This window comes from Variovorax sp. ZS18.2.2 (genome assembly GCF_024701975.1).
In the GTDB taxonomy this organism is placed as follows: Bacteria; Pseudomonadota; Gammaproteobacteria; order Burkholderiales; family Burkholderiaceae_C; genus Variovorax.
The window spans coordinates 1,534,904-1,547,908 of sequence record NZ_JANLNM010000001.1; the positions used below are offsets into that span (position 1 = coordinate 1,534,904).

Here is a 13,005-nt window from a genome sequence, read left to right on the forward strand (position 1 = left end):
AAGCAATCGATCAGTGCGCATGACAGGCAACCCTCCCACGACATTCCCCCCGCAGCCGCTGACCGCGAAGATGGCCAGCGTGGTCGAGCGCATGGCGCGCGCCGGCCATCCGACGCTCGACCAGCTCTCGCCCGACGAGGCCAAGGCTTCTTATGAAAAAGGCGCGGGCGTGCTCGAAGTGCCCAAGCCCGAGCTGGCGCGCATCGAAGACTTCACCATCGCCGCGCGTGACGGCTTTGCGATACCCGCGCGGCTCTATGCGCCCTCATCGGACGTGCTCCCCGTGCTGGTGTACTTCCACGGCGGCGGCTTCACGGTCGGCAACATCCGCACGCACGACACGCTCTGCCGCGTGCTGAGCGCCAGGAGCGGCTGCGCGGTGGTGTCGGTCGACTACCGCCTCGCGCCCGCGCACAAGTTCCCGACCGCATCCGACGACGCGTGGGACGCCTTCCAGTTCGTCGCCACGCAGGGTGCGAGCCTCGGGCTCGACGGCAGCCGCCTCGCGGTCGGCGGCGACAGCGCCGGCGGCACGCTGGCCGCGGTGTGCGCGATCATGGCGCGCGATGCGGGCCTGCCGCTTGCGCTGCAGTTGCTGATCTACCCCGGCATGACGGCGCACCAGGACACGGCCTCGCACCAACGCTTCGAGCACGGCCCGCTGCTCACGAAGGCGATGATCGATTTCTTCTTTGCGCAGTACGTTCGCACGCCGGCCGACCGCGACGACTGGCGCTTTGCGCCGCTGCTGGCCGACGATATCGACGGCGTGGCGCCCGCATGGATCGGCCTTGCCGAATGCGACCCGGTGGTGGACGAAGGCATCGCCTACGCCGACAAGCTGCGCGCCGCAGGCGTGGCGGTCGACCTGGAGATTTACCGCGGCGTGATCCACGAATTCATCAAGATGGGCCGCGCATTGCCCGAAGCGCTGCAGGCGCAAAGTGACGCGGCCCGGGCACTCAAGGAAGCATTGACACCATGACCGAGACAACCGCGAACCGACGCGAGGACTTCCGCTTTTTCCACCGCCTGCGCGTGCGCTGGGCCGAAGTGGACATGCAGAAGATCGTCTTCAACGCGCACTACCTGATGTACTTCGACACCGCCATCGCCGACTACTGGCGCGCGATGGCGCTGCCGTACGAAGAGGCGATGCATTCGCTGGGCGGCGACCTGTACGTGCGCAAGGCCACGATCGATTTCCGCGCCTCGGCGCGCATGGACGACGTGATCGACGTGGGCATGAAGTGCGCGCGCATCGGCAATTCGTCGATCGTGTTCGAGGGCGCGCTGTTCCGGCAGGACCAGTACCTGGTCGGCTGCGAGCTGGTCTATGTGTTCGCCGACCCGGCCACGCAGACTTCGAAGCCGGTGCCCGCGGGGCTGCGCGAAGTGCTGCTGGGGTTCGAGGCCGGCGAGCCGATGCGCACGGTGGAGACGGGCGGCTGGGATGCGCTCGGCGAAGGCGCGGGAGCGCTGCGGCGCGCGGTCTTCATCGAAGAGCAGAACATTCCCAAGGAGCTGGAGTGGGACGCGCACGATGCCGTCGTGCTGCACGCGGTGGCCCGCAACCGCATCGGACAGGTCATCGCGACAGGGCGGCTGCTGCATGCGGAAGACGGCGTCTCCCACATCGGCCGCATGGCGGTGCATCGCACGCTGCGCAGCGGCGGGCATGGCGCGGCGGTGATGCAGGCGCTGGAAGACGCGGCCCGGGCACGCGGCGACCGCGAAGTGGCGCTCAACGCGCAGCGCAGCGCCGAGCGGTTCTATGCGCGGCTGGGCTATGCGGTGCACGGCGCGCCGTTCGAAGAGGCCGGCATCCCGCACGTCGAGATGCGCCGGTCGCTGCGCTGAACCTTTTCGCTTTCGCCCCATAGCGGCAGGGTGGGGCAACCCCGTTGCCGAGCCTGAGCCCGGGAACGGCGACGGGCCGGCCGGACGCGGCTGCGTCCTGAAACGACTTGAGCCCCGCACGGCCCTGAGGCCTCCTTGATCGCCCGGCGGCCTTGCCCGAAAAAGCGCCGCGCCGCCGCGTGATCTCCCTGGGCCCGCCGCAGGAAGCCAATGGCGTCCCCTTGGCGGTCGACCTCCCGGTACAGATATTTCCATTGGCTCGCCGCCCTGGCGGGCAGGCCGCGTGCGGGTAAACGCAGCCGCCGGAGCACCTGACGAAGATCTTCGTCAATTCTCTTTTTCCGAAATTCAATTTCATTAAATTGCGCTCGACTTTTCAACTGTCGCACCAGAAATTGCAATTGGCCGATTGTTTCGTGAAATAAGAACGGACGCTAACAAAGGGAAACTGTCTCATGACAACTACAGTGCAAATCGCCTGAAGTTTCTTGCCGAAAAAAGCGGATCGGGCACCAGGCAAGGATCGATTGTTAACAAACAGCCCGAATATGACAGCCTCATGTCGATTGCAACAAATTTTCTTCGTGAGCGATTTCCTGCTGGAGGTTTTCAGCTTTCAAAAGGCCTGGTAATTCAAAAAAAGCGGAGGGATGTCATATATAAATTGAAAACAATCTTTGGAAAATCGCGGATCGCGATTCCAAAAAAACCGACGCGCCATCGATGGGAATCAAATTTCCCCGAATGGCTTGCTCCAAAAAATCCTCTATGAACAAATCAATATACTCGATATTGTTGGCGGCTCCATTTTTGTTTGCCCCGCAAACCCACGCGCAAACAAAGCTAAAAGACGGAACCATACCTAGCTCTTCCGATTCTCCTGTTGCCGGCGCACTTCTTGAACTGGAATCAAATAACAAAGGTCTGCTTTTTTCCAGAGTGAGTTTGACGGCGACATATCTTTCCGCGCCTTTGCCGGCACATACAGCGGGCATGGTCGTTTACAACACGGCTTCAGTGAACGATGTGGCTCCCGGCCTTTATCTGAACAATGGGAGCAAGTGGCAGCCTTTGATAAAGCCTTCAAAGATCAAGCCGGTAATTGCAGGCAATGGCAGCCAAGCCAGCAGTGGCTGGGCAATCGGTGAAGGCAGGGTCTATGTAGTGACCATGCCTGTCTCCAAGAAGGTTCTTGCCACGCTGAGATCCAGCGGGCTTGACCCCATCGTTATCGATGGCGTGGGAATCGAATTGGCCAATTTGGCCGACACCACTTTTATCGCCCCAAGGTTTTATAACTATTCCAACGCTTCCATTACCCTGTCAATGGCTTCTCTCGCCTCATTTGCGAGTGGGTCTCAGGTCAAGACAAATCTCACCGTCAAGCCGGGTGACTTTGTCGATGTGGATGTCGATGGGTTGGTTTGGGGCACGCCAAAGCTTGTCGAGACTGAACTTGCCGATCTGGACATCAATGGCAATTGGTACAAGGTGGCCTGGTTTGTCACGACCAATCCCGATCACAACAGTCGAACGGTTCGAATTCTGGTTACCCGAATGGGCTCCTCGCTGGTCGCGCCCTGATGAGCGGATCGCCACACCTGAAATAAGCCGGCGCATTTTAGATGCGCAATACGTACCCAATAGCTCACCTCTGAATTCCATCATGAATAAATCAACATATTCCCTGCTGCTGGCAGCCTCGATTCTGATTGCCCCGCAAATTCATGCGCAGACAAAATTGAAAGATGGCACTGTGCCGAATTCTTCCAATTCTCCTGCTGCTGGCGCACTTCTTGAATTGGAGTCGACCGACAAGGGCCTGCTTTTCCCCAGGGTCAATCTGGTGGCAACCAATCTTTCCACGCCTTTGCCGGCACATACCGCAGGCATGGTTGTCTACAACAGTGCCACGGCAAATGATGTGACGCCGGGCCTTTACATCAACGACGGAAGCAAGTGGGCGCCTTTGATCAAGCCGGCAGGCAATGACATTGCTTTGGCTGCTGGTGAAACCAAGGTTTTCATGGCGACCATGCCGGTCACCAAGTTGGCTGTGACCACGCTCAAGTCCAGTGGCCTCAATCCGATCATTGTCGACGGCGTGGGTATTGAATTGGCAAACCTGGCCGACATCACTTTTATCGCGCCAAGGTTTTATAACTACACAAACTCTCCCATTGACCTGTCAATGGCGTCTCTTGCCTCTTTCGCAAGTGGATCGCAAGTTAAAACAAACCTCACGGTCAAGGCCGGAGAATTTGTCGAGGTTGATGTTGATGCGTTGGTTTGGGGCACGCCAAAGCTCGTCGAGACCGAGCTTGCCGATTTAACCGTCAATAACAAATGGTACAAAGTGGCTTGGTTTGTCACCACCGCGCCCGATTGGAAAAGCCGGATGGTTCGAATTTCAGTGACTCGAATCATTTAAATTCCGCGAAACGCTGATTCCAAGGATCTTGTCGGCGCTGTCGCATTGCCGCTGCGCGGAAGCAAGGCCGACAAGATTCTTTTATCGCGGCCACCAATTTTTTGCGGCGGTCATCAGCCAAATGGGGCCGTCGCGATCAATCAGACAGTTTTTTTGCCCGCTCGCTCAATAGCGGCTGGGCGGGTCCGGCACGTAGCCGGGGTCCGAGCCCGGGAACGGCGACGGGCCGGCCGGACGCGGCCAGCGCGGCGTCGGCGGCACCGGGATCACGCCCGCGACAACGAGGTTTTCGCGGCTGTCGTAGCGGATGCGGACCACTTCGTCGGGCGTCGACTGGGCGCGCTCGAAGTTCGTCTTGCCGACATACGAGGTTTCGCGGCGGCCGTGGGCCGTGCCCAGGCTCGGGGCCGGAGCCTGGCGGCGCGCCATGTCGCCGGCGGGTGCCTGGGCCGAGGCTGCGGCTTCGCCAGGGGCTGATTTGGCACGGGCATCGCCCAGCGCAGACGACTCACTGCGCAGTTCGCGGTCGCGCGAGCTGTACTCGTCGCGGCTCGGATAGGGCGCGATCGGGGGAGGCAGTGGCACCGGCACGTTCTCGCGGAACAGCGCGACGCCGATCACGCCGACATCGTCGGGCCGGCCGGTGCGGCTCGCGTAGGAGTTGCCGGCCGAGGCGAATTCGAAGGCGGCGATCTGCGAATCGCTCTTGCGCCAGCCGGTGATGTCGCTGAACTCGCGGGCGCCGAACACATAGCCCGTCTGCCCGATGCCCGCGGTTTCGCCGCTGACGACGTTGACGCCGTCCACCGACATCACGGCCATGATGCGTTCGCCCATCGCATTGCGCGCCCGGATGGCGTAGCGCGCACCGGGGCGGCCGGCCACCCAGTACTCGCCGCGGTGGCGGTAGATCGGGAGTTCGGCGCCGCTCGTGCGGTCGACGATGGCGATCTGCATGATCGAGCCGATGCGGCTCGAGGTGAGCGGCGGCGCGGGCCGGGCCGGGCTTTCGGCGCAGGCCGCCAATGCGGTCAGGGCCAGGACGGTGGAAAAAAGTCTGCGCTTCATGGTGCTCTTCCTTGCCAGGAGTGGATCGATGCAGGCTTCTACGGCGCAGCATCGACGGCGGGGTTAAGCGACGCGCAAAAAAATGGCGCCATCTTTTTTCGATGGCGCCAAACGCCCCTTTGGATCGGGGCGTTGGGGGAAGACAGATCAGATGTCTTCGAGCAAGGGGTAGGGGAGCGGCTCGACCGTCAGGGCCGGGCCGCTGGCCGCGCCGGCATGCAGGCCGCCGGCTTCGAGCGCCGAGATCTGCATCGAGACCAGCGCCGACCAACCGCCGCCGGGCGCCTGTGCCGCCTGGGCCACGGTGCCGACCGGTTGCTCGCCGTCAGTGGCGGCGAACACTTCCTGCCCCGTGGCCACGGGCGCGTCGGCCTGCATGAGGTAGGTGCGCCGCTTGAGCGTGCCGCGGAACTGGCTGCGCGCCACGATCTCCTGGCCGGGGTAGCAGCCCTTCTTGAAGTTCACGCCGCCCACCGATTCGTAATTGATCATCTGCGGCACGAAGGCTTCGATGATCGGCGTGGTCACGGTCACGATGCCGCTGCGGACTTCGCTCCATTGCCAGAGATCGGCATCGAGCTTCGGGCCGGCCGGCGCAGCGTGGTCGACGGGGGCGATCCACAACGCGCGCGGCACGCCGTCGGCCGGGTAGAGCGACACCACGCTGATGTCGTCGCCAATGGCGGTGCGCTTGCCGGGCGGCGTGGCCGCATCGAGGCCATTGGCGGTGAGCGCGGTGCCGGCCAGGCCGTAGAGCGCGAACTGGTCGGTGGCGTCGGTCAGCTTGGCCTTGGCGCGCAGCACGTACATCGACAGGCGCTTGAGCGTCGCGGCGAGGATGTCGCGGCTGCACACCAGAAGGATCAGCTCGGGCTGCGGCCGGATGCCGATGAAGCTCGCGATGATGCGGCCCTTGGCGGTGCAGAGCGCGGCGAGCCGGGCTTCGGTGGCGCCGAGGAGGGAGAAATCCTGGGTCAGTTGTCCGTGCAGGAAGCTGGCGGCATCGGGGCCTTCGGCGCGGATCACGCCGAGTGGGGACAGCGTGGCAGCCCCGTTGAGAACGACTGTGGTCATCGCTGAATTATCATGGCCGGCCTGTCCCCTCGGTGCGGCAGGGACTCCCTCCTTTTTCCCGGTCGATCCAACGCTCTCCATCGGATTCGTGCGCAGCTTCTTTCTTACGCTCTTCCTCCTGGCCGCCCTGATTGCGCTCGCGCTCGGCGCCGGCGGACTCTGGTGGGTGCACCAGCCGCTCAAGATGGCGGCGCCCAGCGCCGATCTCTCCATCGAGCCCGGCACCACGCCGCGCGGCATTGCCCAGGCGGTGGCCAATGCCGGCGTCGATGTGCAGCCGCAACTGCTTTACCTGTGGTTCCGCGTCTCGGGGCAAGACCGCCAGATGCGCGCCGGCAGCTACGAGCTGGAGCGTGGCGTCACGCCGAAGCTGCTGCTCAATATCCTGGTGCGCGGCGAGGAAGCCACGCGCAGTCTGGTGCTGGTCGAGGGCTGGAACATGCGCCAGGTGCGCGCCGCGCTCGGCAAGGCCGACCAGCTCAAGCCCGAGAGCGTGGGCCTCACCGACGAGGCGCTGATGGCCAAGCTGGGCAAGCCCGGCCTGCACCCCGAAGGCCGCTTCTTTCCGGACACCTACACCTATTCGAAGGGCTCGACCGACATCGTCTTGCTGCAGCGCGCGATGCGCGCCATGGACAAGAAGCTCGAAGCCGCCTGGGCGGCGCGGGCCGCCGACTTGCCCCTCAAATCGGCCGATGAGGCGCTGATTTTGGCCAGCATTGTCGAAAAGGAGACAGGAAAGGCCAACGACCGCGCCGAAATCGCCGCCGTCTTCACCAACCGCCTGCGTATCGGCATGCCGCTGCAGACCGACCCAACGGTGATCTATGGCCTGGGCGCCGCCTTCGACGGCAACCTGCGCAAGAAAGACCTGCAGACCGACACGCCCTGGAACACGTACACGCGCGGCGGCCTGCCGCCCACGCCGATCGCGATGCCGGGCAAGGCGGCGCTGCTGGCGGCGGTGCAGCCGGCGCAGAGCAAGTCGCTGTACTTCGTTTCGCGCGGCGACGGCACCAGCCAGTTCAGCAGTTCGCTCGATGACCACAACCGCGCGGTCAATCGCTATCAACGCGGCGGCGACTCCAAACCCAAGGCAACGCAATGAGCGATGGTCTCTTTCTGACGCTGGAAGGCATCGATGGCGCGGGCAAGTCGAGCCACCTCGATGCGATGGAGGCGCTGTTCAAGGCGCAGGGCCGCACGATCGTGCGCACGCGCGAACCCGGCGGCACACCGCTGGCGGAGACGCTGCGCGGACTGATCCTGGAGCAGCCGATGGACCCGCTGACCGAATCGCTGCTGGTGTTCGCGGCGCGGCGCGATCACATCGTGCAGGTCATCGAACCGGCGCTCGCGCGCGGCGACCTCGTGCTGTGCGACCGTTTCACCGACGCCACCTTCGCTTATCAGGGCGCGGGGCGCGGCTTCGATGCAGAGGTGCTCTCGACACTGGAACAGTGGGTGCAAGGGGGCAGGGCGGAAGGGCTGCTGCAGCCGCACGTCACGCTGTGGTTCGACCTCGCGCCCGAGATCGCGGCGCAGCGGCTGGCCGGTGCGCGCGTACCCGACAAGTTCGAGGCGCAGCCGGTCGAGTTCTTCCGCCGTGTCGCCCAAGGCTACGCAGACCGCGCAGCCGCCGACGCGCAGCGCTTCGTTCGCATCGACGCCAGCCAGGCGCGCGACCAGGTCTGGCAGCAGATCGAGACGGCGCTGGTGGCGCGGGGCGTGCTGGCACCTCAAAGCGGAGTTGCACGATGAGCATTCCTGCCCTGACACCCTGGCTGCGCCAGCCGCTCGCGGAACTGCTTCGGCAGCGCGGCCATGCCTGGCTGCTGCAAGGCCCGTCGGGCATCGGCCAATATGAACTCGCTTTGGCGCTCGCTGCCGCCTGGCTGTGCGAGCAGCCGGCGGAAGAGGGCGGTACCGCCTGTGGCCATTGCGCCAGCTGCCACGCCATCGAGGTCCGCACCCACGCCGACCTGTGCGTGCTGATGCCCGAAGTCGCCATGCAGGAACTCGGCTGGCCGCTCGACGAAAAGGCGCAGGCCGACATCGACGACAAGAAGCGCAAGGCGAGCCGCGAAATCCGCGTCGAGGCGATGCGCGATGCGGTCGGCTTTGCCCAGCGCACCAGCGCGCGCGGGCGCGGCAAGGTCGTGCTGGTGTATCCGGCCGAGCGCATGAACACCATCACCGCGAACGCGCTGCTCAAGACGCTCGAAGAGCCGGTCGGCGACGTGCGGTTCGTGCTCGCCAGCGAAGCCGCGTGGCAGTTGCTGCCGACCATTCGCAGCCGTTGCCTGGGCTTCACGCTGCCGTGGCCGGAAACGGCCGAAGCCGAAGCCTGGCTCGTTGCGCAGGACGTGCCGGCCGCCGATGCAGCCGCCCTGTTGCGCGCTGCCGGCGGACGGCCCAGCGATGCCTTGCGGCTCGCGCGGTCCGGTCAATCGCCCAAGGCGTGGTCGTTGTTCCCCAAGGCCATTTCGCGCGGCGACGTGGGTGCGCTGTCGGACCATGCGCCGGCGCAGGCCGTCGGCGCGCTGCAGAAGCTCTGCCACGACCTGATGGCTGTCGGCAACGGCGCCGAACCCCGTTTCTTCGAGGCCGCCGACCTGCCGGCGGCGCCGTCGAGGCTGGCGCTGGCGCGCTGGTCGAAGTCGCTCGCGAACGCCGCGAGAACCGCCGAACATCCGTTCAATGCAGGTCTCATGCTCGAAGCGCTTGTGAGCGAAGCGCGAAGCACCCTAAACTCAGCCGCTCGCCGCCCATGAACCAACCTGTCGCCCCCGCCGCCGCTGCGTCCGCAGCCTCCACGCCCGCCAGGCCGAGCGTCATCCAGCTCGCCATCAAGGAGAAGGGCGCGCTCTATGCGGCGTACATCCCGCTCTTTGCAGAGGGCGGCATCTTCATTCCGACCACGCGTGAATACCGGCTGGGCGACGACGTCTATGTGCTGTTGACGCTGCCCGAAGACCCGCAGCGTTATCCGGTGGCCGGCAAGGTCGCGTGGATCACCCCGTCGCGCGCTGCCGGCAACCGGGCGCCTGGCGTTGGCATCCGTTTTCCTTCGGACGAAAAATCGCGGCAACTGAAGGCGCGCATCGAGGCAGCCCTCGGCGGCTCGATGGCGTCAGACCGCCCCACCCAAACCATCTGAGTTTTCCGTCGTCCTCGTGACGCGGAACTCCGTGTACGGCGCCACCTCACACAGGTGACAGGTGCGCCGACTTCACCGTCATTTCCGATGTTCACAGACTCCCATTGCCACCTGACCTTCCCTGAGTTCGCGGACCAGATGCCGCAGATCCGCGCCGCCATGGCCGCGGCCAAGGTCGACCGGGCCCTCTGCATCTGCACCAAGCTCGAAGAGTTCGACGACGTGCAGGCGCTCGCCGCCAGCTACGACAACTTCTGGGCCAGCGTGGGCGTGCACCCCGACAACGAGGACATCGCCGAGCCCAGCATCGAAGACCTGGTGCGCCTCTCGGGCCGTCCCCGCGTGGTGGCCATCGGCGAAACCGGCCTCGACTACTACCAGATGGAAGAACGCAAGGGCGGTCGCAGCATCGCCGACATGGAGTGGCAGCGCGACCGCTTCCGCGTGCACATCCGCGCGGCGCGGCAGACGCGCAAGCCGCTCATCATCCATACCCGCGAAGCCTCGGCCGACACGATTGCGATCCTCAAGGAGGAGGGCGAAGACGGCTCCGCGGGCTCGGCAGGCGGGGTGTTCCATTGCTTCACCGAGACCGCCGAGGTGGCGCGCGCGGCGCTGAACCTGGGGTTCTACATCTCGTTCTCGGGCATCCTGACCTTCAAGAAGGCACAGGACCTGCGCGACGTGGCCGCCTTCGTGCCGCTGGACCGCATGCTGATCGAGACCGACAGCCCGTATCTGGCGCCCGTGCCGTACCGCGGCAAGACCAACAATCCGTCGTATGTGCCCTACGTGGCGCAACAGATCGCCGAGCTGCGAAACGTGCCCGTAGAGGCCATCGCCAAGGCGACGAGCGACAACTTCGAAACGCTGTTCAGGGACGTTAAATCATGAAAAACTACTTCAAGAAGTCGCTTTATCTCCTTGTCATTGCTGCATCTTTTGCAGCGCATGCGGGTTCGTTCGAAGACTTCTTCCGCGCCGTGCGCGGCGACAACGCCAGCGGCGTGCGCAGCCTGCTCAAGCGCGGTTTCGATCCGAACACGCGCGACGAAAACGGTCAGACCGGCTTGCTCATCGCGCTGCGCGAACCGTCGCCCAAGGTCATCCAGGCGCTGCTCGAATCGCCGCAGCTCAACGTGGACATCGCCAACGCCAAGGACGAAACGCCGCTGATGCTGGCCGCCATCAAGGGCCAGCAGGACCTGGTCACCCAGCTGCTCAAGCGCGATGCCGCCGTCAACAAGACCGGCTGGACGCCGCTGCATTACGCGGCCACCAGCGGCCAGTTGACGATCATGAAGGAGCTGCTCGACAACTACGCGTTCATCGACGCGCAATCGCCCAACGGCACCACGCCGCTGATGATGGCCGCCATGTACGGCTCGGGCGAAGCCGTGAAGCTGCTGCTGGCCGAAGGCGCTGACACGGCGATGAAAAATCAGTTGGGTATGACTGCGGTCGACTTCGCGAACAAGGCGAACCGTGCGGAAGCGGCTCAGCTCATCACAGCCGCAATGAACGCAAAAGCGGGCCCGAAGCCAATACCGAAGGACGGCAAATGGTGAGATGGGGCGGCGTTGCGTTCGCACTCGGTTTGACGACGGTCGCGTTCGATGCAGCAGCCCAGAACTCGATCTACAAGTGCATGCAGGGCGGCAAGATCACGTACTCGAACGAGCCCTGTCCCGACGCGAAGAAGATCGAGATCAAGCAGACCAAGGGAGTGAACTACGAAGGCAGAGGATCTGGAAATTCGCCCAAGCGTTGAGGGCTGATTTCATCGCCTTGCAGGCCCGGCAAAAGGTCAATAAAAGGGCGCCTGCGCACTCGTGCGAGACTCTGTGGAGAAGGAGAAGCAGAGATGAATACGTTCCTATTCATGGTCGTTTTGCTGGTTGTCGGCGTGCTGGTGTTTGTGGTGGTGGCCAAGAAAAGGTCCGAGCAAAACACCAGCAACTTCGTCGACAAGCCCAAGGCCCGTGCACCGCTCACTGCGCGCGAGCAGGCGATGTACAACCGGCTCGTGCAAACGCTCCCGGACCTTGTGGTGCTGCCGCAGGTCAGCTTCGGCGCATTGCTCACGGCCCGCACGCGCGCGGCGCGCAGCACATTCAGCCGCAGGATCGCCGACTTCGTCGTGTGCGACCGCTCGTTCAAGGTCGTGGCCGTGGTCGAGCTCGGCGACAAGAACCAGAAGGACAAGGCCCGACGCGATCCGGATCGGGATGCAATGCTGACCGAAGCCGGGTACCGCGTGCTGCGGTATCAGCGCGTGCCGGACATCGGGCGCGTGGAAGCGGATTTCGACCCGTCGTTGGCGTCTGTCAGCCCGCTGGGCTCCTGAGTGCATTTTCTTGCGCGGTTCCCAGAATGGGTGGGCTCATCTGGTAGCTTTTTAAAGAACACAATGTGCATTATGTTAAATGAAAGAGCTAGAGGCGCATGACAGGAGCAATGTCGTATCCCATCATTGATAGTGAGCGGTCAGGATCTCGTAAATTGGCCCCTCTTTCAGCCTGCAATTTCATAAATTTGCTGAGATCGACCGTTTTCAGAGCGAATTTATGACTTTGCGGCCGGAAAGAGGCCATTTCACGAGCAAATTTGCGAGTTTGCGGACCGCGGCATCGGACTGTTGACGTCGCGTTTTCACGACGCTTTCAACATTGCTGCCAATAATTACGGCGAGTGAGCGAACCTCCAGCGAACGTAGGCCTTAGTGAGCGGTCAGGATTTCGTAAATTGGCTCAGATCTCTCCCGTTCAGCGCAGAGCCGACACTTCGCTGGCGGCCTGCTCGCGCTCAGCGCGGGCACGACGAACAAATGGACCCTGATAGGATTGAATCCTACTGTTTTGACTGGAGGCTGATCGAATGCGAACGACGCAGCAACTGAGTATTACCCTTCCCAATGAAATGGCCGACGTGGTGAAGGCAAAGGTGCGGGCTGGCGAGTACGCCACCGAAAGCGAGGTCATTCGCGACGGTTTGCGAGCGCTCTTGGCGCGTGATCGTGCCGTCGAAAGCTGGCTGCACCACCAGGTCGGCCCAGCTTACGATGCACTGAAGGCCGATCCGTCCCGCGCTGTGACTGCTGACCGAGTGCGCGCCCGCCTTGCCGCTGAGCACATCAAGGCGCGATGAGCTATCGCGTCGTTTGGGAGTAAGCCAAGATACGGCTAGTTTTAGCCCATAAGCGCTGGAGGCACGAAGGGTGAGTAAAGGGCCGCACTTTTCACATATGGAAAACCGCCCTTTGGAGGCGCGCAGTCGCATGCTGGAATTGAGCTTTTAAAAAGAGCTTTTCTATGCAAACCGTGCCGGGCTGGCTTTCCGTTCGCGAACTCGATGGGAGCCAATCCGAGCAGAGCTATATCCGCTACGTAACTGGGCTGGACGCGGCAGAAGA

At 63.4% G+C, this 13,005-nt stretch carries 16 protein-coding genes and 1 pseudogene; 14 read left to right on the forward strand and 3 right to left on the reverse strand.

Going from position 1 to position 13,005, the window contains the following annotated elements; all coding sequences use genetic code 11:
* Window positions 1-19 precede the first annotated feature (19 nt).
* Both NU688_RS07225 and NU688_RS07230 read left to right on the forward strand, forming a co-directional pair.
* A complete protein-coding gene (locus tag NU688_RS07225; RefSeq protein WP_257859849.1) occupies window positions 20-985 on the forward strand; it encodes an alpha/beta hydrolase in 966 nt (321 codons plus the stop codon).
* Complete coding sequence (locus NU688_RS07230; RefSeq protein ID WP_257859850.1) at window positions 982-1,860, forward strand: YbgC/FadM family acyl-CoA thioesterase; 879 nt, start codon at window positions 982-984, stop codon at window positions 1,858-1,860. Before NU688_RS07225 ends, NU688_RS07230 begins: the two co-directional genes overlap by 4 nt.
* Here NU688_RS07230 and NU688_RS34045 read toward each other — a convergent pair.
* Window positions 1,788-2,129 (reverse strand): annotated as a pseudogene (locus NU688_RS34045) (DDE-type integrase/transposase/recombinase); the annotation flags it as partial. The gene NU688_RS07230 and the pseudogene NU688_RS34045 sit on opposite strands and share 73 nt — an antisense overlap.
* A 290-nt stretch (window positions 2,130-2,419) precedes the next feature.
* Between NU688_RS34045 and NU688_RS07240 the strand changes: the two are divergent.
* The 3 genes from NU688_RS07240 (at window position 2,420) to NU688_RS07250 (ending at window position 4,291) form a co-directional block, all read left to right on the forward strand.
* The gene (locus NU688_RS07240) at window positions 2,420-2,632 is read left to right on the forward strand and encodes a hypothetical protein (protein WP_257859851.1); all 213 of its coding nucleotides are present in this window, start codon (window positions 2,420-2,422) and stop codon (window positions 2,630-2,632) included.
* On the forward strand, window positions 2,629-3,444 hold the full coding sequence (locus NU688_RS07245) for a hypothetical protein (RefSeq protein WP_257859852.1): 816 nt from the start codon (window positions 2,629-2,631) through the stop codon (window positions 3,442-3,444). The genes NU688_RS07240 and NU688_RS07245 overlap by 4 nt, the downstream gene beginning before the upstream one ends.
* 82 nt (window positions 3,445-3,526) lie before the next feature.
* Window positions 3,527-4,291 carry a hypothetical protein gene (locus NU688_RS07250; protein WP_257859853.1) on the forward strand — a complete coding sequence of 255 codons (765 nt, stop codon included), beginning with the start codon at window positions 3,527-3,529 and terminating at the stop codon, window positions 4,289-4,291.
* 165 nt (window positions 4,292-4,456) lie between these two features.
* Here NU688_RS07250 and NU688_RS07255 read toward each other — a convergent pair whose 3' ends face one another.
* Window positions 4,457-5,359: a hypothetical protein gene (locus NU688_RS07255; protein WP_257859854.1), complete on the reverse strand. Its 903-nt coding sequence runs from the start codon at window positions 5,357-5,359 to the stop codon at window positions 4,457-4,459.
* A gap of 147 nt (window positions 5,360-5,506) precedes the next feature.
* A complete protein-coding gene (locus tag NU688_RS07260; protein WP_257859855.1) occupies window positions 5,507-6,433 on the reverse strand; it encodes a folate-binding protein YgfZ in 927 nt (308 codons plus the stop codon).
* Between the two features lie 88 nt (window positions 6,434-6,521).
* Between NU688_RS07260 and mltG the strand changes: the two genes are divergently transcribed.
* The 9 genes from mltG (at window position 6,522) to NU688_RS07305 (ending at window position 12,740) form a co-directional block, all read left to right on the forward strand.
* The gene (gene mltG, locus NU688_RS07265; RefSeq protein WP_257859856.1) at window positions 6,522-7,541 is read left to right on the forward strand and encodes an endolytic transglycosylase MltG; all 1,020 of its coding nucleotides are present in this window, start codon (window positions 6,522-6,524) and stop codon (window positions 7,539-7,541) included.
* Entirely contained in the window at window positions 7,538-8,194 is a 657-nt protein-coding gene (gene tmk, locus NU688_RS07270) for a dTMP kinase (RefSeq protein ID WP_257859857.1), read from the forward strand. Before mltG ends, tmk begins: the two co-directional genes overlap by 4 nt.
* Window positions 8,191-9,207, forward strand: a complete 1,017-nt coding sequence (locus tag NU688_RS07275; RefSeq protein ID WP_257859858.1) for a DNA polymerase III subunit delta' — start codon at window positions 8,191-8,193, stop codon at window positions 9,205-9,207. The genes tmk and NU688_RS07275 overlap by 4 nt, the downstream gene beginning before the upstream one ends.
* Window positions 9,204-9,593 (forward strand): PilZ domain-containing protein, encoded by a 390-nt coding sequence (locus NU688_RS07280; protein ID WP_257859859.1) that lies wholly within the window; start codon window positions 9,204-9,206, stop codon window positions 9,591-9,593. Before NU688_RS07275 ends, NU688_RS07280 begins: the two co-directional genes overlap by 4 nt.
* An 87-nt stretch (window positions 9,594-9,680) precedes the next feature.
* Window positions 9,681-10,487, forward strand: a complete 807-nt coding sequence (locus tag NU688_RS07285; RefSeq protein WP_257859860.1) for a TatD family hydrolase — start codon at window positions 9,681-9,683, stop codon at window positions 10,485-10,487.
* Complete coding sequence (locus NU688_RS07290) at window positions 10,484-11,161, forward strand: ankyrin repeat domain-containing protein (protein WP_257859861.1); 678 nt, start codon at window positions 10,484-10,486, stop codon at window positions 11,159-11,161. The genes NU688_RS07285 and NU688_RS07290 overlap by 4 nt, the downstream gene beginning before the upstream one ends.
* Window positions 11,155-11,364 carry a DUF4124 domain-containing protein gene (locus tag NU688_RS07295; protein WP_257859862.1) on the forward strand — a complete coding sequence of 70 codons (210 nt, stop codon included), beginning with the start codon at window positions 11,155-11,157 and terminating at the stop codon, window positions 11,362-11,364. The genes NU688_RS07290 and NU688_RS07295 overlap by 7 nt, the downstream gene beginning before the upstream one ends.
* A gap of 93 nt (window positions 11,365-11,457) precedes the next feature.
* A complete protein-coding gene (locus NU688_RS07300) occupies window positions 11,458-11,940 on the forward strand; it encodes a DUF2726 domain-containing protein (protein WP_257859863.1) in 483 nt (160 codons plus the stop codon).
* A 530-nt stretch (window positions 11,941-12,470) separates the two neighbouring features.
* Window positions 12,471-12,740, forward strand: coding sequence for a type II toxin-antitoxin system ParD family antitoxin (locus tag NU688_RS07305; RefSeq protein ID WP_257859864.1), 270 nt, complete (start codon window positions 12,471-12,473; stop codon window positions 12,738-12,740).
* The last annotated feature ends 265 nt before the right edge of the window (window positions 12,741-13,005 follow it).

Coding starts and splice junctions, on each gene's coding strand:
- NU688_RS07225 (WP_257859849.1), top strand. CDS start 20: ATGACAGGCAACCCTCCCACGACATTCCCCCCGCAGCCGCTGACCGCG.
- NU688_RS07230 (WP_257859850.1), top strand. CDS start 982: ATGACCGAGACAACCGCGAACCGACGCGAGGACTTCCGCTTTTTCCAC.
- NU688_RS07240 (WP_257859851.1), top strand. CDS start 2,420: ATGTCGATTGCAACAAATTTTCTTCGTGAGCGATTTCCTGCTGGAGGT.
- NU688_RS07245 (WP_257859852.1), top strand. CDS start 2,629: ATGAACAAATCAATATACTCGATATTGTTGGCGGCTCCATTTTTGTTT.
- NU688_RS07250 (WP_257859853.1), top strand. CDS start 3,527: ATGAATAAATCAACATATTCCCTGCTGCTGGCAGCCTCGATTCTGATT.
- NU688_RS07255 (WP_257859854.1), bottom strand. CDS start 5,359: ATGAAGCGCAGACTTTTTTCCACCGTCCTGGCCCTGACCGCATTGGCG.
- NU688_RS07260 (WP_257859855.1), bottom strand. CDS start 6,433: ATGACCACAGTCGTTCTCAACGGGGCTGCCACGCTGTCCCCACTCGGC.
- tmk (WP_257859857.1), top strand. CDS start 7,538: ATGAGCGATGGTCTCTTTCTGACGCTGGAAGGCATCGATGGCGCGGGC.
- NU688_RS07275 (WP_257859858.1), top strand. CDS start 8,191: ATGAGCATTCCTGCCCTGACACCCTGGCTGCGCCAGCCGCTCGCGGAA.
- NU688_RS07280 (WP_257859859.1), top strand. CDS start 9,204: ATGAACCAACCTGTCGCCCCCGCCGCCGCTGCGTCCGCAGCCTCCACG.
- NU688_RS07285 (WP_257859860.1), top strand. CDS start 9,681: ATGTTCACAGACTCCCATTGCCACCTGACCTTCCCTGAGTTCGCGGAC.
- NU688_RS07290 (WP_257859861.1), top strand. CDS start 10,484: ATGAAAAACTACTTCAAGAAGTCGCTTTATCTCCTTGTCATTGCTGCA.
- NU688_RS07295 (WP_257859862.1), top strand. CDS start 11,155: ATGGTGAGATGGGGCGGCGTTGCGTTCGCACTCGGTTTGACGACGGTC.
- NU688_RS07300 (WP_257859863.1), top strand. CDS start 11,458: ATGAATACGTTCCTATTCATGGTCGTTTTGCTGGTTGTCGGCGTGCTG.
- NU688_RS07305 (WP_257859864.1), top strand. CDS start 12,471: ATGCGAACGACGCAGCAACTGAGTATTACCCTTCCCAATGAAATGGCC.